This window comes from Streptomyces sp. BoleA5 (assembly GCF_000373665.1).
Taxonomy (GTDB): domain Bacteria; phylum Actinomycetota; class Actinomycetes; order Streptomycetales; family Streptomycetaceae; genus Actinacidiphila.
On sequence record NZ_KB892091.1, the window covers coordinates 549848 to 569168 of the forward strand.

General features: G+C 72.8%; 18 protein-coding genes and 1 pseudogene. 12 read left to right on the top strand and 7 right to left on the bottom strand.

Translation table 11 applies throughout. The features are described 5' to 3' along the window. Window positions 1–266 precede the first annotated feature (266 nt). On the top strand, window positions 267–647 hold the full coding sequence (locus B085_RS41465; protein WP_018557718.1) for a hypothetical protein: 381 nt from the start codon (window positions 267–269) through the stop codon (window positions 645–647). A 456-nt stretch (window positions 648–1103) separates the two neighbouring features. Here the strand turns inward: B085_RS41465 and B085_RS0106310 are convergent, their stop codons facing one another. Then, entirely contained in the window at window positions 1104–1835 is a 732-nt protein-coding gene (locus B085_RS0106310; RefSeq protein WP_018557719.1) for a hypothetical protein, read from the bottom strand. Beyond that, window positions 1769–2496 (bottom strand): annotated as a pseudogene (locus B085_RS50515) (macro domain-containing protein). The gene B085_RS0106310 and the pseudogene B085_RS50515 overlap by 67 nt, the downstream one beginning before the upstream one ends. 107 nt (window positions 2497–2603) lie before the next feature. Here B085_RS50515 and B085_RS0106320 point away from each other — a divergent pair. From B085_RS0106320 to B085_RS0106330, 3 genes are all read left to right on the top strand, one after another. Continuing rightward, window positions 2604–3491 carry a hypothetical protein gene (locus B085_RS0106320; protein ID WP_158689673.1) on the top strand — a complete coding sequence of 296 codons (888 nt, stop codon included), beginning with the start codon at window positions 2604–2606 and terminating at the stop codon, window positions 3489–3491. 174 nt (window positions 3492–3665) lie between these two features. Next, window positions 3666–4817, top strand: a complete 1152-nt coding sequence (locus B085_RS0106325) for a methyltransferase (protein WP_018557722.1) — start codon at window positions 3666–3668, stop codon at window positions 4815–4817. Window positions 4818–4867: 50 nt separating this feature from the next. Continuing rightward, window positions 4868–5320, top strand: coding sequence for an archease (locus B085_RS0106330; protein WP_018557723.1), 453 nt, complete (start codon window positions 4868–4870; stop codon window positions 5318–5320). Window positions 5321–5348: 28 nt separating this feature from the next. On the opposite strand, the gene B085_RS0106335 is transcribed toward B085_RS0106330, so the two are convergent. Then, window positions 5349–6761, bottom strand: coding sequence for an RtcB family protein (locus tag B085_RS0106335; protein WP_026250740.1), 1413 nt, complete (start codon window positions 6759–6761; stop codon window positions 5349–5351). A 293-nt stretch (window positions 6762–7054) separates the two neighbouring features. Here B085_RS0106335 and B085_RS0106340 point away from each other — a divergent pair, with 293 nt between their 5' ends. The 6 genes from B085_RS0106340 (at window position 7055) to B085_RS0106365 (ending at window position 12198) form a co-directional block, all read left to right on the top strand. Further along, window positions 7055–7411 (top strand): PRC-barrel domain-containing protein, encoded by a 357-nt coding sequence (locus B085_RS0106340; RefSeq protein WP_018557725.1) that lies wholly within the window; start codon window positions 7055–7057, stop codon window positions 7409–7411. A gap of 33 nt (window positions 7412–7444) precedes the next feature. Further along, window positions 7445–7612, top strand: coding sequence for a hypothetical protein (locus tag B085_RS49920; protein WP_018557726.1), 168 nt, complete (start codon window positions 7445–7447; stop codon window positions 7610–7612). A gap of 88 nt (window positions 7613–7700) precedes the next feature. Next, window positions 7701–9581, top strand: a complete 1881-nt coding sequence (locus tag B085_RS0106350; protein WP_018557727.1) for a transketolase — start codon at window positions 7701–7703, stop codon at window positions 9579–9581. A gap of 319 nt (window positions 9582–9900) precedes the next feature. After that, the gene (locus B085_RS41475) at window positions 9901–10962 is read left to right on the top strand and encodes a hypothetical protein (RefSeq protein ID WP_158689674.1); all 1062 of its coding nucleotides are present in this window, start codon (window positions 9901–9903) and stop codon (window positions 10960–10962) included. 169 nt (window positions 10963–11131) lie between these two features. Then, the gene (locus B085_RS0106360; protein WP_018557728.1) at window positions 11132–11581 is read left to right on the top strand and encodes an SRPBCC family protein; all 450 of its coding nucleotides are present in this window, start codon (window positions 11132–11134) and stop codon (window positions 11579–11581) included. 176 nt (window positions 11582–11757) lie between these two features. Then, window positions 11758–12198, top strand: a complete 441-nt coding sequence (locus B085_RS0106365) for an ATP-binding protein (protein ID WP_018557729.1) — start codon at window positions 11758–11760, stop codon at window positions 12196–12198. A 47-nt stretch (window positions 12199–12245) separates the two neighbouring features. On the opposite strand, the gene B085_RS0106370 is transcribed toward B085_RS0106365, so the two are convergent. Then, window positions 12246–12464, bottom strand: coding sequence for a hypothetical protein (locus B085_RS0106370; RefSeq protein WP_018557730.1), 219 nt, complete (start codon window positions 12462–12464; stop codon window positions 12246–12248). A 143-nt stretch (window positions 12465–12607) separates the two neighbouring features. Here B085_RS0106370 and B085_RS0106375 point away from each other — a divergent pair, with 143 nt between their 5' ends. Next, window positions 12608–12964, top strand: coding sequence for a hypothetical protein (locus B085_RS0106375; protein ID WP_018557731.1), 357 nt, complete (start codon window positions 12608–12610; stop codon window positions 12962–12964). Window positions 12965–13012: 48 nt separating this feature from the next. Next, window positions 13013–13552, top strand: coding sequence for a hypothetical protein (locus tag B085_RS0106380; protein WP_018557732.1), 540 nt, complete (start codon window positions 13013–13015; stop codon window positions 13550–13552). 10 nt (window positions 13553–13562) lie between these two features. Here the strand turns inward: B085_RS0106380 and B085_RS0106385 are convergent, their stop codons facing one another. The 3 genes from B085_RS0106385 to B085_RS0106395 form a co-directional block, all read right to left on the bottom strand. After that, window positions 13563–16421, bottom strand: coding sequence for an FAD-binding and (Fe-S)-binding domain-containing protein (locus B085_RS0106385; RefSeq protein WP_018557733.1), 2859 nt, complete (start codon window positions 16419–16421; stop codon window positions 13563–13565). A gap of 42 nt (window positions 16422–16463) precedes the next feature. Beyond that, window positions 16464–17642 carry an anhydro-N-acetylmuramic acid kinase gene (locus B085_RS0106390; protein WP_018557734.1) on the bottom strand — a complete coding sequence of 393 codons (1179 nt, stop codon included), beginning with the start codon at window positions 17640–17642 and terminating at the stop codon, window positions 16464–16466. An 85-nt stretch (window positions 17643–17727) separates the two neighbouring features. Beyond that, window positions 17728–19314, bottom strand: a complete 1587-nt coding sequence (locus tag B085_RS0106395) for a sodium:solute symporter (protein ID WP_018557735.1) — start codon at window positions 19312–19314, stop codon at window positions 17728–17730. Window positions 19315–19321: the final 7 nt, after the last annotated feature.

The window sequence follows — 19321 nt, forward strand, 5'->3', positions numbered from 1 at the left end:
CTGGGCCGCTATAGTCATGACCGGATCAACTGACAACGTTGTCGCGCGCCACGGTTTCGTCACAAGCCCCCACGCCCGTTCCGGCTCCGCCGTCCCCCCGCCGCCCGCCTCACCGTTGCAGTCCCGGCCGCCACCGGCCCCGAGTAGACGACGCCGACAGCGTCCCCGCGTCCACGACGGACCACGTGGGCCGGCCCCGGCGCGCGATGGGCGAACTGCGACGCGTGGTGCGGCCGGACGGCTGGATCGCGCTCACGATCTGACCTGTGCCTCCTGCGGCAGGGCAGGACCTGCTCAGCCGTGCGATCCGGGCCGCCGGCGCTGTCCGGCCGGCCCACTTGCCGGCGCTCGCGCCCGAGGAGGACTTCCCACGTGACGAGGAGGGCCTGACCGATCTCCTCCGCTCGGCCGGCTTGCGGGAGACCGGCTGCGAGACGCTCCGGTGTGACCATCGGACCACTGTCGACGAATGGTGGAGCGGTCCCGCGGCCGGCGTGGCGTTCTCCGGACACCTCGTGCAGAGTCAGTCCTCGGGGACACGGTCCGCGATCGAGAGACACTTCCTCAGGTTCAGCGAGGAGTTCACCGACGCCGACGGCATGCTCACGCTGCCGCACGCGGCCTTGCTGGCCTGGGGACGCCGCTGAAGCCTTGCGCTCACCGTGTTCCGGGCGCCGTCGTCCATCACACACGGCCCCCCGGATGGACGCAGAGGTGACGGAGCCCGGGAGCGGTATCCAGCTACCCGGGCTCCTGAGGTGCCACCCAATTGCGCACACCGGCGGCGTTTAAGAGTCGCGGATCATTCTGAGATCGACGTGTTCTACCTTTGAACTACCGCGCCGCGAAGAGGCGCAGAGGGGAATCGAACCCCCATCCGTCGATGATCGTCCGCGCTCGGTCGATCCGGTGTTCGGCGGCGAATGCTGAGACTGGAGCGAGAGTCTGAGATTAACGGGGCTGCCTCTACCGGTTGGGCCACCCCGGCACGTGGTGCCGGGAGAGGGATTCGAACCCCCACTGATACCCCTGGTCAGCTTCAACGTCAGTTTCAGCTTGCGCTCTCGGCGCACCCCCCGCTCTCACGGGGGGCGTTGATGAGGCTACCCGAACAGGTAGCCGAAGACCGACTCGCCCACGCGCTGGTCGGCGACGTCCGCGCCGTTGGCCTCCTCGCGGGCGAACTTGACGGCCTGCTGCAGCTTCTCGACCCTGCCGAGCAGTTCGTTCACGCGGCGCGCCGGCAGCGCGCCGGAGAACTTCACGGTCGTCCAGTACCCGACGGGCACGTCCTCGTAGTACACCTCGACCTGCGCCGGGTGCTTCTCCGTGGCCTCGGCCTTCACGTGGTTGCGCGGCACCTTCCTGGTGCGGATCGTCCGGACCGGGTCGGTCTTCCAGCAGTCCGTCGACGGGTCCGGGTTCCACGACTCCGACGCGTCGAGGACCGGCAGCTTGCGCACGAACGTGTGCAGGTCGGTGAGCTGCTTCTCCAGGAACAGCAGGTACGGGACGGGGACCTGCGCGAGGAGCACCCGCCCGTCGACCACCACGTCCGCGGCCGCGGTCCGGTTGGCCCAGTCCTTGGTCGCCGTCACGTCGAAGAGCCGCGTCAGGGTGCCCCCGACCGCGTGCAGGACGTCCTCGGCCTTCACCTGGACCCGGGTGGACTCCGGGGGCAGTTGCTCGCCCTCCTCGTCCTTGGGCTGGTACGTCCGCGAGATCCCGGCGAGCAGCGCGGGCTTCTGGACGTCGTGATGGGCCTGGGTCAGTTCCTGGAGGGACTTGGACTTGACGCCCTTTTCCACGGCGATGATCTGATTGAGCTTCGGCACGTCACAGAAATTAGCAGTGCTCGGTGCGCACACACACCCGATTTTTCCGACGAGGGCGGACGGCCGTTCGAGAACCGCACGCGGATATCGTCCTCTCCTGCCTGCCCGAACTGGTCGCGCCCACCGTCCGTCTGCACTCCGCCTGGCTCGAGCCCCACGACGGGTGGGGGCCCGGCCGGCACGAGGACGGCTTCGGGCTGGGGCCGTCCGACGAGGTCGGCTCGCGGGACGGGTTCGCGGCCTGGGTGACGATGCCGGCCGGGCAGTCCGGCCCGGAGGCCGCGGCGGCGGGCCACGACGCCCGTGGCGATCGCGGGGAACTCGACGCTCGCCGCCCCGAGTTCGTCGGCGACCTCCAGGCAGCGGCGGTAACAGGGGGCGAGGACCTCGGCCTCTCCCTGGTCGCCGCCTTCCCCCATGGACCGCCCGCGTGGATCACGTGCCTGACCCGCGGTCCGAGGCCGAAGGCGGGCGCCGCCATCGCATCTCCCGGTGGGCAGGGACCGATGGCGGCACCCGCCTGTGCCAGTCGCGGACCCGCCGCCCGGTGGATGGCGCCGTCCACGCCACCGCCGCCCGTCAGCGACTCGTTGGCCGCGGTCACGACGGCGTCGGTCTCCTCAGCAGGTGATGTCACCTTCACGACGTCGATCAAAGGCATGCCCTGATCATGCCGGACCGCCTGATCGTTCGAGTGTCCGCAGGTTGCTGTATCGTGCAGGGCCGTTGATCGTTGTACAGATTTTTACCCCCAGGGGGGAACTTTTCATGCGTATTCGTCGCCTTGTGGCGATCACCGCTGCGACCGGCACGCTCGCGCTCGGTCTCGCGGCCTGTGGTGACTCCGGCGAGGACGCCGCGCCGAAGTCCGGGTCGACGCAGGGCTCCGCCACGCCGGAGAAGAAGGAGGTCACCCCCGTCGAGGCGCTGCGGAACGCCACCAAGGCGGTGGAGCAGCAGGCCTCCGCGAAGGTCAGCGTCGACTCCATCGATCCGGCGGAGGGCAACACCAAGGCCGAGGGCACGCTGAGCTGGGAGAAGGGCTCCGAAGGGGCAGAGCTCAGCGTGGACGCCGCTTCCGACCCCGACTTGCAGGACATGGCGGGCCCGGACGGCAAGGTGCACATGACGATGGCCGACGGCGGCGTGTACCTCCCCGTCGAGGGGGAGATGGCCGAGGCCGCGGGCGGCAAGAAGTGGCTCAAGCTCGACGGCGGCTCCGCGGAGGACAACCCGGCCGCCGACCTGCCGCACGGGCCCGCCGCGGCCCTCGCCGCCCTGTCCACCGCGGGGGACCTCACCAAGGCCGGTACGGAGCAGGTCGCCGGCGCCGAGGCGACCCACTACACGGGCACGGTGGACATCAAGAAGCTCGCCGCGGACACCGCCGTCCTCGATCTCATCAGCAAGGACGAGCGCGACGCGTACGTCAAGGAACTGCAGACCACCGGCCTCAAGAACACCGTCAAGATCGAGGCGTGGATCGGCGCCGACGACCTCGCCGTGCAGACCGTGGAGTCCGGTAAGACCGCCAAGGGCCCGGCCAAGCTGACGATCGGCTACTCCGGCTACGGCAAGACCTCCGCGATCAAGGTTCCCCCGGCCAAGGACGTCACCACGTTCGCCGAGATGGTGCAGAACGCCGCCCAGGGCTGATCCCCTCGCGTCGGTGGGTGCGCCGCGACCGCGCGCACCCACCGGCCGCGTGACGGGGCCCGCGCGACCTCACCGGCCTGCCGGCCGTACCGCCGGCCCGCGTCGCCGTTGCCGGCGGCGGCCTCGGAGCCCGCAGCCTGGGGCGGCGCGCGCAGCCCGTACCCTGAGGGGGCGATGAACCTCTTCAGCACGCCGTGGGGCGCACTCGAACTGACCCGATTCCCCGCGGAGCCGCGCGAGACGCTGCGGGCGTGGGACGCCGCCGACGACTACCTTCTGCGGCACGTCGCCGAGACGGGCACGGACCTGACGGGCACGACCGTCGTCCTGGGCGACCGCTGGGGGGCGCTGGCGACGGCGCTGGCCGCGTACCGTCCCGCGCAGATCACGGACTCCCACCTCGGGCAGCAGGCCACGCGCGCGAACCTGCGCCGCAATGTGCCGGACGCCGAGGTGCGGTTGCTGACCACGCGCGACGAGCCTCCCGCACGCATCGACGTGCTGCTGGTCCGGGTGCCCAAGAGCCTCGCCCTGCTGGAGGACCAGCTGCACCGGCTGGCGCCCGCGCTCCACCCGGACACCGTCGTCCTGGGTACGGGCATGGTCACCGAGATCCACACATCCACGCTGCGGCTGTTCGAGCGGATCGTCGGGCCGACCCGTACCTCGCCGGCGGTGCGCAAGGCGCGGCTGATTTTCAGCACGCCCGATCCGGCGGCGGCCCGCGGGACGAACCCGTGGCCGCTGCGGTACGCGCTGCCCGACGGCATCGGGCCGGTGTCCGGCCGTACCGTCACCAACCACGCGGGCGTGTTCTGCGCCGACCGCCTCGACATCGGCACCCGCTTCCTGCTCGAGCACCTTCCGGACCGCAAGGGCCCGGACCGCGTGGTCGACCTGGGCTGCGGCAACGGTGTCGTCGGCACCGCGGTCGCCCTGGCGAACCACGACGCAGACGTGCTGTTCGTCGACGAGTCGCACCAGGCGGTCGCCTCCGCCGAGCGGACCTTCCGCGACAACGCGGGCCCCGGGGGCAGGGCCCGGTTCCTCGTCGGGGACGCGGCCGACGCCGTGGACGCCGTCCGGCCCGAGGGGGCCGACCTCGTCCTCAACAACCCGCCGTTCCACTCCCACCAGGCGGTCACCGCCGCGACCGCCCAGCGCATGTTCGTCACCGCCCGGTCCGCGCTGCGGACCGGGGGCGAACTGCTGGTCGTCGGCAACCGGCACCTCGGCTACCACGTGCGCCTGCGGCGGCTCTTCGGGAACTGCGAGGTCGTCGCGTCGAATCCGAAGTTCGTGGTCCTGCGGGCCGTCAAGAGCTGACGGCGGGCCGCCGGACCCTTGAGGCCGCGCGAACCGGGCAGGCGTTCCTCATGGTGGACGAGACCTACGGCGGCGGCGGAGCGGAGGCGGGCGGGCACCGTACGGTGCCGCACACCGCCGATGTGCGGATCGAGGCGTGGGCGCCGACCAGGGAGCAGTGCCTGGTCGAGGCGGTGATGGGGCTGGTCGAGTGCTTCGCGGACGTCGCCGGGGTGCGGCCCGCGTGCGTACGGCGGGTGCCGGTGGCGGAGGCCCCCGACGACGATCTGCTGGCCGACCTCCTCGACGAGGTCATCTTCCGGCTCGAGGTGCACGGGGAGGTGCCCGTCGACGTCGAGGCCGAGTCGGACGACGACGGCGGCGGGCTGGACGTACGGATGGCGGTGGCCGACGTCGCGTCGGTCGAGGTCGTCGGCGCGGTGCCGAAGGCCGTCTCGCTGGGCGAGCTCCACCTGGCGCCCGGCCCGTACGGGTGGACCTGCGCGGCCACGGTCGACGTCTGAGACGTCCGACCGGTCCTCCGGGGCGTGGCTACCCCTTCACCACACCGAGGGGCACCAGGCGGACGACCCTGCGGCACAGTCCGGCGCCCTCGCTGGCCTCGACCACCGCCGAGACGTCCTTGTACGCCTCCGGCGCCTCCTCGGCGAGGCCGCGCCAGGACGAGGCGCGCACGGCGATCCCGCGGGCCTCGAGCCGCGCCCGCAGCTCCCTGCCGCTGACCCCGCGCGCGGCCTGGTGCCGGCTCTTCTCGCGGCCGGCCCCGTGGCAGGTCGAGTGGAACGCCGCACCTCGGGGGACTCCGGTGAGGACGTAGGAGCAGGTGCCCATGGTGCCGGGGATGAGCACGGGCTGGCCGACGCCGCGAAGGTCGGCGGGCAGGTCCGGGTGGCCGGGCGGAAGCGCCCGGGTGGCGCCCTTGCGGTGGACGCACAGGGTGCGCGGCGCCGCGTCCACCTCGTGCTCCTCGATCTTGGCCAGGTTGTGGGACACGTCGTAGACGAGCGTGAGAGGGACGCCCGCCTCGCGGCGGAAGACGCGGCGGGACAGCTCGCCCAGCAGCTGGCGGTTGGCCCGGGCGTAGTTGGCGGCGGCGGCCATCGCGCCGAGGTAGGCGCGGCCCTCGGGCGAGTCGACGGGGACGCAGGCGAGCTGCCGGTCGGGGACCTCGATGCCGTAGCGCCGCATCGCACGGTCCATCGCGCGCACGTGGTCGGAGCAGATCTGGTGGCCCAGTCCCCGGGAACCGCAGTGGATCATCACGCAGACCTGGCCGAGCGCGAGGCCGAAGGCGGCGGCGACCGGCTCGTCGTAGACCTCGGCCACCTCCTGGACCTCCAGGAAGTGGTTGCCCGAGCCGAGGCTGCCGACCTGCCCGAGGCCGCGTTCGCGGGCGCGTGCGCCGACCTGGCCGGTGTCCGCGTCGGCCACCGCCCCGCCGTCCTCGCAGCGGCGCAGGTCGCCGTCCTCGCCGTGCCCCTCCTCCACGGCGTAGCGGGACCCGCCCGCCAGCACGCGTTCCAGCAGGCGGTCGCTGCCCAGGTGCCAGACGGCTCCGGTGACCGCGCCGCGCGGCGTGTCCTGGCCCAGTCCGTCCATGATCGCGGGCAGGGCGGGTCCGATCGCCGCGCGGTCGCAGTCGGCGGCCAGCAGGCGTACGCCGCAGGAGATGTCGAAGCCCACCCCGCCGGGGGAGACCACGCCGCCGTCGGCGACGTCGGTCGCGGCCACCCCTCCGATGGGGAACCCGTAGCCCCAGTGGACGTCGGGCATGGCGTACGACGCTCCGACGATGCCCGGCAGCGCCGCGACGTTGACGACCTGTTCCAGGGCCTTCTCGGCGTGGCTCAGCAGGTCGCGCGAGGCGAACACGACACCGGGCACGCGCATCCGCGCGCGCCGGGTGATGCGGAAACGGTAGGGGTCCTCTTCCACGACTTCCATGACGGCTTCCATCACAGCCTCCGGGGCCGGTCGGCCGGCGAACTCACCCCCCAGGGGTCGCGTTGCCGCCCCCGGCGGCCTCAAACGGCGCCCGCGAGTGGCGGCCGGCACGTCCAGCCGTCCGTGGACGGCCACGGTTTCCGCGAAGGCCTGCGCCCCGGCCGGATCCGGGTTCCGGACGTAGCATGAGAAAACGAGCAGGAACGCACTCACCTGCGACGGTCCGGCCAGGGCGGTCCCGGCGACCGCGCCGGGGCACGGCGCCAGTCCGGCGCTCCACCGAGGAGCAGCTCATGATCCATTCAGCCGATATCCGCGAGTGGCGCGACCGCGACGTCATCGACCCCAAGGGTCACAAGATCGGCGCGCTGGAGGCGGTCTACGTCGACACCGCCACCGACGAGCCCTCCATGGCGACGGTGCGCACCGGGCTGCCCACGCGGCAGCGGCTGGTGTTCGTCCCCCTCGACGAGGCGGTCGTCGGGCCCGGCTACGTCCAGGTCGCCCTGTCCAAGGGACTGGTGAAGAAGGCTCCGTCCATCGGGACGGACGACGTCCTGCCCGTCGAGCAGGAAGGGGAGATCTTCCAGTACTACGACATGGCCTACCACCCGGGCGCCGGCGGCGAACGCAAACTCGCCCGGCGCTGAGCGCACCACGTCGCATCGGGGAGGTGTCCGGCCATGGCGCTCTTTCTCTTCCTGCTTCTGGCGGCCGTCGTCCTCGGCCTCATCGGCGTGGTCACCGACGGTCTGTTCTACCTGCTGATCATCGGCATCGTCGTACTCGTGATCGACCTGGTCTTCGTCGGGGTCAGGTGGCGGCGTTCGCGCCGCGGACTCCTGCGCTGACGCCGGCCGGCCGAGACGAGTGCCACCCGAACCGGTGGGTAGCAGGCATCAGGTACGAAGAATCCTCCGTACGAAGAGGGAATCCGTCATGACGGACCAGAAAGCCGCCGCCCGCCCGATCGGGCCCGACAGCGACCTGGAACAGGTCTTCGAACTCGCCCAGCAGCTCCGAGTGGACTCCGTGCGGGCCAGCACCTCGGCCGGCTCGGGCCACCCCACCTCCAGCCTGTCCGCCGCCGACCTGATGGCCGTGCTGATGGCCCGTCATCTCCGTTACGACTGGCAGCAGCCGAAGAACCCCGCCAACGACCACCTGATCTTCTCCAAGGGACACGCCTCTCCCCTGCTGTACGCGATGTTCCACGCCGCGGGCGCCGTCGACGAGCACGAACTCATGACGACGTACCGCACGTTCGGAGCGCGCCTGCAGGGCCACCCCACGCCCGTCCTTCCCTGGGTGGACGTGGCGACCGGATCGCTGGGCCAGGGCATCGCCTACGGCGTGGGCATCGCCACCGCGGGACGCGACCTGGAGCACGAGCCGTACCGGGTCTGGGTGTTGTGCGGCGACAGCGAGATGGCCGAGGGCTCGGTCTGGGAGGCCCTCGACAAGGCCGGCCAGCGTCAACTGCCCAACTTCGTGGCGATCGTCGACGTCAACCGGCTCGGCCAGCGCGGCCCCACGGAACTGCAGTGGGACACCGAGGCGTACGCCCGCCGCATCGAGGCCTTCGGCTGCCGCGCCCTGGTCGTCGACGGCCACGACCTGCAGTCCGTCGACCGGGCGCTGACCACCGCCGCCGACGGGCAGGCGCCCACCGTCATCGTGGCCAGGACCGTCAAGGGCCAGGGCGTCCCGGAGGTCGCCGACCACGAGGGCTGGCACGGCAAGCCGCTGCCGCCGGACCTCGCGGAGCACGCCATCGCGGAACTCGGCGGCGTACGCCACCTCACCGTCCGCGGCCCGCGGCCGCCCGACGCCGCGCCGCGCCCGCCGACGACGGCGCCGGCCCGCCTGGACCTGCCGCGCTTCCAGATCGGGGACGAGGTCGCCACCCGGGTCGCCTTCGGCAAGGCGCTCGTGGCGGTGGGCGTCCGCCCCGACGTCGTGGTGCTGGACGCCGAGGTCGGCAACTCCACGCACGCGGAGGACTTCGGCAAGGCCTACCCCGACCGCTACTTCGAGACGTACATCGCCGAGCAGCAGATGATCGCCTCTGCCGTGGGCATGGCCGTGCGCGGCTACCGTCCGTACGCCGCGACGTTCGCCGCCTTCCTCACGCGGGCCCACGACTTCATCCGCATGGCGGCCATCTCGCAGATCTCGATGGCCCTGTCGGGCAGCCACTGCGGCGTGGAGATCGGTGCGGACGGGCCGTCGCAGATGGGCGTCGAGGACCTGGCGATGATGCGCGCCGTCCACGGCTCCACGGTGCTCTACCCCAGCGACGCCACGTCCGCGGCCGCGCTGACGGCGGCCCAGGCCGACCTCGACGGCATCTCGTACCTGCGCACCACGCGCGGGGCGTATCCCGTCCTGTACGGGCCGGACGAGTCCTTCCCGGTGGGCGGTTCCAAGACCCTGCGGCAGTCCGGTGCCGACGAGGTCACACTCGTCGGGGCCGGGGTCACGCTGCACGAGTGCCTGGCGGCGGCGGACGCACTGGCCGGCGAGGGCATGGCGGCCCGGGTGATCGACCTGTACTCGGTCAAGCCCGTCGACGCCGACGCCCTCGCGCGCGCCGCCCGCGACACCGGTGCCCTCGTCGTCGCCGAGGACCACCACCCCGAGGGCGGCCTGGGCGAGGCCGTCCTGTCGGCCCTCGCCGCACGGCGCCAGGGGCCGGCCTTCGCGCACCTGGCCGTCCGCGACCTGCCCGGCTCCGGCACGACGGAGGAACTCATGGACGCCGCCGGCATCTCCCGCACCCACATCGCGGAGGCTGCGAGGCGCCTGGCCTCGGGCTGACTCCCCCTCGTCCGGTACGAGCACCGGCGGCCGCCGTCCCCGTGACGGCGGCCGCCGCCACGTCCGAGGGCCCCGCCGGACGCGCCGCATCGGGCAGCCCTTCACCTGGACGGTCTAACGGGTCCGCCGGCCAGGGCGCCCCTCGGCCGTCCGCCCGGACCGGGACCGGGGGCCGGAACACGCCCCGGCCCCCGGTCCCCCGCCGGGCGATCTTCCTCCGCGTCGCCCACGCTGGTGCCGGTGCCCGCCCACCCCGGCGGGCCCGCCGCACGGCAGGGCGGCCTTCGCTGCCGCCACGAACCCCCACAAGGGAGCAGGCATGACTTTGACGACGGATGCGCTCATACCCGCGCTCGAGGATGTGCGGGAGGCACACGCCGCGGTGGTCGACCGGTTCCGGGCCGACATGGCCGTCACCCCGGCCGGTCCCCATCGGCAGACCCTGGAACGTCATGCCGCCCAGACCCGGCACCACATCGCCCGCATCGACACCCACGTCCGGGACATGCGCCCGCGCCACCTGATCCGGGACACCGGCGACATGGTCCGCACCGCGTCGGCGGGCGCGTTCCACACGGCGATGGCGCCCCTGCACATCGGCGCCCGCATGGTCCGCGGGATCCTGCCGGGAGGGGCGCACGCCGACGAGCGCCAACTGCTCAGGAACACCGAGGACGAGTACACCGCCACCGCGCGGGCGCTCGCCGCCTGCCGCGCCGGCGAGAGCATCGCCACCCTCGCCCAGGACGACCGCGCCGCCGCGCTGCTGAGCACGCTGCGCCGGCAGGACGAACAGCTCCTGCGCGAGCTGGAGTCCAGCGTCGAGGACCAGGCGCTGGCGCTGGCCACCACGGCGGCCGGCGACGGCCACCACCCCCACGGTGCGGCCGGCATCGCCGACGTCGCCGTCCGCACGCTGCGCGCCACCGCCCAGCGCCTGCAGGCCGTCTGGACGGGCGGAGGGCAGGGCGGGCAGTCGACGGCCCGTCCCGCCGGGGACGCCGAGCGCCCGGCCGCGAAGGCCCCGAGGGCCCACGCGCCGCTGGCCCGCACCGTGGACCTGCCGCTGGCGGACTACGACCGGCTGCCCGTCGCCGAGATCATCCAGCGGCTGCGCCTGTTCTCGCAGGCGGACCTCTCCATGATCGAGGACTACGAACGGGAGCACGGCGACCGGGTCGGCATCCTCAACGCCATCGAGAACCTGCGCGGCAACCAGCCCTGGCCCGGCTACGACACCATGAGCCCGGATCAGATCACCGCGCGGCTGCGCGGAGCCGAACCGCTGATGGCCCGGCAGGCCATGGACTACGAGCGGCAGCACCGCGGGCGCCCTGACGTCATCAGCGCCGCCAAGCAGCGCACCCGCGCCGCCGTCTGAACCGCCGCCGCACGAGGGTCCCCGCCGTGGCTCCACGGCGGGGACGCTCGTACGGGTCCGAAGGCTGGTTCAGGCGGCGCCGTTTGGCACCGACCCGTTCGGGCAGGCGCGGGCCACGAGGCGAAGGACGCCGCATCCCGAAGCGGATGCCGACCCGGAAGGTGGGCACATGTCGACGGTTGAGGAGTCTGTCGAGGTCGCGGTGCCGGTCACGACGGCGTACAACCAGTGGACGCAGTTCGAGGAGTTCCCCCGGTTCATGGAGGGGGTGGAACGGATCGAGCAGCGCACACCGACCCTGACGCACTGGGTCGCCAAGGTCGACGGCGTCACGCGCGAGTTCGACGCCCGGATCAGCGAGCAGATCCCCGACGAGAGGGTCGCCTGGGCCACGGTCGGCGGTGACGTGCACCAGGCGGGGGTGGTCACCTTCCACCGCCTGGACGACCGGCACACCAAGGTGATGCTGCAGCTCGACCACGAGCCGCACGGCGTGGCCGNNACNGTGGCCGACAAGCTCGGCGTCGTCAGGCGCCAGGCCAAGGGCGACCTCAAGCGCTTCAAGGCGTACATCGAGGCCCGCGGCATGGAAAGCGGTTCCTGGCGCGGCGAGGTGTAGGGGACACTCCCGACCCGCAGGTCCCGGACACCGTCGGGTGTCCGGGACCTGCGCCGTCTACGGGCGACCGCGGCGAGCACCTCGTCCGCGGGCGTCCCCTCCGTTCGCGCCGTCATGGGCGACGGCGGGCGGGGTAGGCGTACCTGTGCCGTCAGGGAGCAGAAGGGAGCACTGCGATGACCGACGCATCATTGAGGGCCGTCGGCTGGGCGCGCTCGTTCCCCGTGTCCGGCGGGGTGAGGGCCGGCCGCAGGTGGACGCGGGACCATCTCGCCGCCCTGGACTGGACGAAGGACGCGCCGGGCACGGTGGACGACATCCTGCTGGCCGTGTCGGAGCTCATCACCAACGCGCACGTCCACGCACACAGCGACGCCGAGGTCGTCCTCACCTGGGACAGCCGGTGCCTGCACGTCAGCGTCCACGATGACGACGACACGGTGCCCGCGCCGCGCGACGCCGGCGTGGACGCCACCGGCGGGCGCGGGCTGGCCCTCGTGGACGGTCTCGCCGACCACTGGCAGACGCACGCCCAGCACCACGGCAAGACGATAACGGCGTGCTTCACGCCGCCCGGCCCGAAGCCGGCCGACCCCGATGACGAGCCGGTGCGCTGAAGCAGTGTCACCGGCGTTCCGGCCTCTGGCCGACCGCGGTCGGCCCGTCAGGGGCGGAACGCGTTCGGGTCGTGAGTGAGAGGGGCGTTGTGCACGGACGCCGAGTTGTACGTCCAACGGTCGTCGGTGGCCTGCCGGCGGCGGGCCTGCTCGATGAGCAGGCCGTCGGCGTTCTCGGTGCGGCGGTTGCTGCGGCGCAGGAGCTTGACGACCAGAAACGTCACGCAGGACACGAGCGCGAACAGAAGAATCCCGAGTTCGACCACAGCAGCTCTCCCCCATGTGTCAACAGCTACTTGACCTGCATCGTAGCCCCGGGACAGTGGCTTGTCCCTCCCCCTTGAGCCGCATTTGAGCTTGTGGGAAACCCGGTTGGCGTCGGAGGACGACGCTGCCATGATCGCCGGTCATGGGAGACGCGAGGACGGTGCGCGCGGTCAACGCGCTGACCGTGGAATGGGCGGGCCGGGCGCTGCGGCAGAGCGAGGAGACCGTGTTCTCCGCAGCGGGGCAGACGGTGACGGCCGCCTTCGGCGCCCTGGGCTACCGCTCGGCCGCCGTCACCGCGATCGGCGTCACGGCCGCGGGCGTACCCGCGTCCACGGCCAGGCGCGTGCGCGCCGAGTTCATCGGCCCGATCGGCTTCCTGACGGTGCACCGGACCTCCCGGCTGGTGCTCAATGCGGGATGGGTGGACGCCCGGCTTCCCGAAGAGGACGAGGACGGATGGGACGAGTCCGACGACGGCGCGGACGGGACGGCGTGACGCGGGCCCGCCCGGCGCCGCGCTCACACCCCCTGCCATGATCGAGACATGACATACGCTCGCCGCCGCTTCGCCGGCACGCTCGGACTGGTCCTGCTCGCGGTCGCCCTCGCGGGGTGCGCCGATCCGGCCGCCACTCCCGGGGCGGGGGGCCGCGACCGCGCGGGGAAGGGCTTCTGCCCGCCGCCGGAGGCACCGCAGGCGGATCCCTCGCCGTGCATCACCTTCGACTGGAACCAGCGGGTGGCGGAGAACCACGCCTTCCGCAGTCCCCTGCCGATCACCGAGGAGCAGCGGCGGCAGGCGGCGCCGAAGGCCGAAGCCCTGGCAGCGGCCCTGACGAAGCTGGCGGCCTCGGGCACCTCGCAGGACGCCCTGCGCGCGGCGGCGGCGCGGGCCCTGTCGCTGACGCCCGATCAGATCGAGCTGAGGGGTGCCCGCTTCGACCCTCTGCGCGACGTGCTGGTCGGCGGTGGCGAGGGGCGGGTCTGCGTCAACGGCTCCGTGGACGGTACGGGGAAGGCGGACGCCGAGGTGGTCGGGCGTACCGCGGACGGGACGTGCCTGCCGGGGCTGGGCGGGCACTGAGCCCGTCCCGTCAGGCGGTCGCCTCGTCCAGCAGTTCCAGTACGTGCCGGTAGGGGCGGCCGGTGGCGCGGGTCATGCCCATCTCGCAGGTGCGGTTGCACGAGGCGTACGCGTCGAAGGCGCCCGCGGTGATCTCCGCCGCCTGGGCGGCCGTCGCGGACCGGGTGACCTCGGGATGGAGCAGGCCGCGGTCCCCGGCGAAGGCGCAGCAGCCCCAGTTGTCGGGGACGGTGACCTTGTCACTGACCGCGGCCGCGACCTGGCGCAGGGCGGCGTCGATGCCCAGGTGGACGGTGGAGCAGGTGGGGTGCAGGGCCAGGGAGCCCGTGCGGCGCGCAGCGGGCAGGGCGGGAAGCAGGTGCTCGGCGGTGAAGGCGACGCTGTCGACGAACCGCAGTGCCGAGTAGCGGGCGCGCTCGGACTCCGCGAGGGTGTCGGCCAGTTGCTCGAGACCGTGGGTGCAGGAGGAGGCGTCGCACACGACCGGCAGCCGCCCGCCGTCGCTGGCCTCCCACAGGGCTTCCAGGGTCCGGCCGGCCATGGTGCGGTGCCCGTCGGTGTAGCCCTTGGACTGCCACGGCGTGCCGCAGCACAGGCCGGTCAGGCCGTCGGGGACCGTGACCTGGACGCCGGCGCGTTCGCACAGCCGCAGGAAGGCGGCGGCCGCGCCGCCGGAGTCCCCTTCGGGGGCGAAGACGCTGCCGATGCAGGCGGCGAAGAACACCGCCCGCGCCCCTTCGGGGCGTCGGGGGGCCGGGCGGGCCGGGCCACCGCGCGGGATGTCGCCGGACCAGGTGGGCACCAGCTCCGTCGCCCCCAGCCTGCGGACCGCGCCGGTGGCGCCGCGCAGGACCGGGGCGGGCAGGACATGGGCGGTGTTGAGGGCCGCGCGCTCCCCGGTGACCGCGCTCCCCCAGTGCCGGGCCGTGGTGTCGCCCAGGCGCTGGGCGGTGGAGCTGTGGCGCCGCGCGCGCAGGCGCTTCATGACCGCGCCGGTGTCGATCGTGACGGGGCACGCGGTCACGCAGAGGCTGTCGGCCGCGCAGCTGTCGACGGCCGCGTAGGCGTAGTCCGCCTCCAGGGTGCGGCGGCGTTCCTCGTCGCCCGCGGCGGTGGCCAGGGCGATCTCGCGCTGCAGGGCGATGCGCTGCCGGGGCGTGGTGGTGACGTCGGCGGTCGGGCAGACCGGCTCGCAGTAGCCGCACTCCACGCACGCGTCCACGGCCGGGTCGACCGCGGGGACGCTCTTCAGGTCACGCAGGTGCGCGGCCGGGTCGTCGGTCAGGAGCACGCCGGGGTTGAGGACGTCGTGGGGGTCGCACAGCCGCTTCAGCTCGCGCATGACCTCGTACAGCTCGTCGCCGTACTGGCGGTGGACGAAGGGGGCCATGGCGCGGCCGGTGCCGTGCTCGGCCTTCAGGGTGCCGCCGGCGTCCAGGACCAGGTCGACCATGGCGTCGGTGAAGCGGGCGTAGCGCTCGGTCTCGGCGCGGGTGTCGAAGTCCTGGGTGAGCATGAAGTGCAGGTTCCCGTCGCGGGCGTGGCCGAAGATGACCGCGTCCTGGTAGCCGTACCGGTCGAAGAGGCCGATCAGCCCCTCGCAGGTGCCGGTGAGCCGCTCCATGGGCACCGCGATGTCCTCCAGGAGCGCGGTCGTCCCGGCGGGGCGTGCTCCGGCGACGGCCGTGTACAGGCCCTTGCGCAGGTGCCAGAGGCGGCCGCGGACCGCGGCGTCGCGGGTGAGCGCGGCCCCGGTGACGGCGGGCAGCCGGTCCAGGACGGGCCGGGCGGCGGCGACGGTCGCGTCGAGCGCCTCGGCGCTGTCCTCGGCGAACTCCACCAGCAGGGCGGCGTGGCGCTCCACGCGCAGCCCGCGCAGTTCCTCGACGGGGTCGGCGGCCTGCTGTGCGACGCGCAGGGAGGCGGCGTCGAGGAGTTCGGCGGTGCGGGCGCCGGCGGCCAGCAGCGCGGGCAGGGCGTCGGTCGCCTCGGCGAGGCCCGGCAGGATCAGCAGGCCGGTGGCGGTGTGCGGCAGCAGGGGGACGGTGCGGAAGACGGCCTCGCCGACGAAGCCGAGGGTGCCCTCGCTGCCGATCATCAGGTGGGCGAGGATGTCGGCGGGGTCGGTGTGGTCGAGGAACGAGTTGAGCCCGTAGCCCATGGTGTTCTTCATCGCGAACAGCCGCTCGATGGTGGCGCGTGAGGCGGCCGAGCCGCGGACCCGGTCGCGCAGCCTGAGCAGCCCGGCGTGCAGGTCGGGCTCGTGGGCGCGCAGGGCGGCGTCCGCGTCGGGTGCGGCGGTGTCGACGACGGTGCCCGAGGGCAGCACGAACTGCAGCGACTCCATGGTGCGGTAGGCGTTGTCCCGGGTGCCGCAGTTCATGCCGCTGGAGTTGTTGGCGACGAGCCCGCCGATGGTGCAGGCGCTCTCGCTCGCGGGGTCGGGGCCGAGCCGGCGCCCGTGCCGGGCCAGCCGCGCGTTGGCCTGACGCACCGTGAGTCCCGGCTGCAGCCGGATGCGCAGGCCCTCGTCGAGGACCTCGGCGGAGCGCCAGTGCGTACGGACGTCCACCAGCACACCGTCACCGCCGGCCTGCCCCGCCAGGCTCGTACCGCCGGAACGCAGCGTCAGCGGCACCCCGGCCCGGCGCGCGCCGGCCATGAGCGCGCCCACCTCGGCGGCGGAGGCGGCGCGCACCACGGCCTGCGGCGTGAAGAGGTACGGCGAGGCGTCGTGGGCGGCCGCGACCCTGCGGGGCACGTCGGTGGAGACCCGGGAGGGGTCGGCCACGCAGTCGGCGAGCCACGCGGCCGGGGCGGGGTCGGCGGTACGGGACGTGATGGCGGGGGTGCCTGCGGAGGTGCTCATGGTTCCTCGGGTACGACGGTGCGACGCGACGGCGGCCGACGGTCAGCGGGCGGGGTCGGTGATCCGCAGCAGGCGGGGCGGCTGTGCGGCTGGTTCGGGCAGGCGCAGCGGGGCCAGGCCGGGGGTGATGCTGCCCAGCAGCGTCGCGCGGCGGGCGCCGGTGCCCGAGGTGAGGGTGCCGGGCAGGCCGTTGACGGTGAGGAAGCCGAGCACGGCGAACGCGAGGGCCTCCTTGGCGTCGGAGGGCAGGCCCAACTCGTCGCTGGGCCGCAGTGTCACACCGGGCAGTTCCTCACCGATCATGCGCATCAGCACCGGGTTTCGGGCGCCTCCGCCGGACACGACCAGGCTGGTGACCCCGTGCGCCCGGCAGGCGTCGGCGACGGTGACGGCGGTGAGCCTGGTCAGGGTCGCGAGGACGTCGTCGGTACCGGGTGCCGGCACGGCGGCCAGGGCCCGCTGCAGGTACGGCAGGTGGAAGAGTTCCTTGCCGGTGCTCTTCGGCGCGGGCCTGCGGTAGTAGGGGTCGTCGAGGAGGACCTTGAGCAGGTCGGGGTCGGTGCGTCCGGCGGCCGCGCGGCGTCCGTCCTCGTCGTAGGCGGCGGCGCCGCCGGTGAAGTGGCGTACGGCCGCGTCCAGCAGGGCGTTGGCGGGGCCGGTGTCGAAGGCCAGGGGCTCCGCGCCGGGGGCGACGACCGTGATGTTCGCGATGCCGCCGAGGTTGAGCGCGGCGGGCACGCCCGGGAGCCCGCGCAGCAGCAGGGTGTCGGTCATGCCGACCAGCGGGGCGCCCTGGCCGCCCGCGGCCACGTCCCTGCTGCGCAGGTCGGACACGACCGGCAGCCCGGTGGCCTCGGCGATCCAGGCCGGCTGGCCCAGTTGCAGGGTGCCGCGGACGGTTCCGTCCTCGACCCAGTGGTGCATCGTCTGGCCGTGGGACACGACCAGATCGGCGTCGCCCCCGCACAGCTCGCCGAGCGCGCGTGCCGCGGCCCCCGCGAAGGCCTGGCCGACTCCGGTGTCCAGGGCGCAGACGTCCCGGGTGGTCGTCGTCGCGGGCGGCAGCGTGGCGGTGATGAGGTCCCGCAGTGCGTCGGCGTAGGGCACGGACAGATGGCCGAGGGGCCGCATGAGCAGGTTCTCGCCGTCCAGGGTGAGGTCGGCGGCGGCCGCCTCGATGGCGTCGTACGAGGTGCCCGACATCAGGCCGATCACGCGCATTGCTTCTCCCAACTCGTCTGTGCGGGCGGTCGTGTGGTGCCCCGGGGTGGGGGCCGCCCGTCGGCGGCCCCCACCCCGGGAGTCCTCATTCGACGCCGGCGCCCGCCGCGACGCGACCCGGACCGCTACCGGACTCCGGTCCGCCGTCGGTCAGCTCGGCCTCGTGCACCTCGCGGACCTCGGGGGCCTTGTGGAACAGGCTCATCACACCGCCTATGACCAGGGTGATCACCACGCCGATCGGCACCAGCCACTGGGCGGCGATGGCGGTCGGCACCGTCGCGCCCGCCACGGTGACGTCGATCTTCACCGAGCGCACGATGTAGGTCATCACGCCGACCGTGACCAGGAAGGCGACGACCGCGTCGATCTCGTTGGCGCGCCTGACGATCCGGCCGAGCAGGAAGGCGCCGAGCAGCGCGCCGTAGGTGTAGCCCGCGATGGTCAGTCCGGTGATGTACACGTTGCCGGTGCTGGTGCTGAATGCGCAGGCGAAGACCGCCATCAGCACGGCCCAGACCAGCGTCATCACCCGGGCGAGCTTGAGCAGCGACTCCTCCGACGGGGTGCTGCGGAAGAAGCTGTGGATGATGTCGGCGACGGTCGAGTTGGACATGGAGTTCAGCGCGGAGGACAAGGAGCCCATCGCGGCGCCGAGGATGCCGGCCACGAGCAGGCCGGAGATCACCACGGGCAACCCGTGCAGGATGAAGTTCGGGTAGAGGTTGTCGGAGCTGTGCAGGCCCAGCTCGGAGAAGCTCTTGCCCTTGTTGTACGACCACAGCAGCGCGCCGACGAGGGAGAAGGCGGCGAACTGCAGGGTGACGAAGACGCCGGAGGCGATCATGGCCTTCTGGCCGTCGCGCAGGGAGCGGGTGGCCAGGACGCGCTGGACGATCAGCTGGTCGGAGCCGTGGCTGGCCATCGCGAAGATGGCGCCGCCGATGATCGCGGTCGGCAGGGCGAACGGGCTGGTGAGGATGTGGGCCAGGTCGAAGTTGGTGTCGAACAGCTTGAAGTGGCCCGAGTGCAGGGCGTCGGAGAAGCCGCTGGTGCCGACGTGGCCGGAGAGCACGGCGATGGCGAGGATGGCGCCGCCGAGGTAGAGGCCCATCTGGATGGCGTCGGTCCAGATGACCGCCTTGATGCCGCCGAGGTAGGTGTAGACGACGGTGATCAGCGTGAGGACGATGATGATCACGCGGTAGCTCGCGTTCACGCCGAACTCGTCGAGCAGCAGCTTGATCGGGATCGCGGAGGCGAACAGGCGGACGCCCTCGGCCAGGAGGCGGGTGAAGACGAAGGTCACCGAGGCGAGTCCTTGCAGCTTCAACCCGAATCTGTTGCCCAGGTACTGGTAGGCGCTGACGAACCCGCCGCGCTTGTACAGGGGGATCAGCACGGTGGCGACGACCACGCGGCCGATGACGTAGCCGAGGGCGAGTTCGACGTTGCCGAAGCCCTGGCCGCTGTAGGCACCGCCGGGCACGCTGATGACGGTCAGCACGCTGGTCTCGGTGGCCACCACGGAGAAGGAGACGGTCCACCAGGGCATGTGGCCCTCGCCGACGAAGTAGTCCTTCGCCGTCTTCTGCCGTCCGGCCAGTCGCAGTCCGATCCAGGCGATGGCGACCAGATAGACGACGATCACGACGAGGTCGAGTTGACGCACGCGCTCG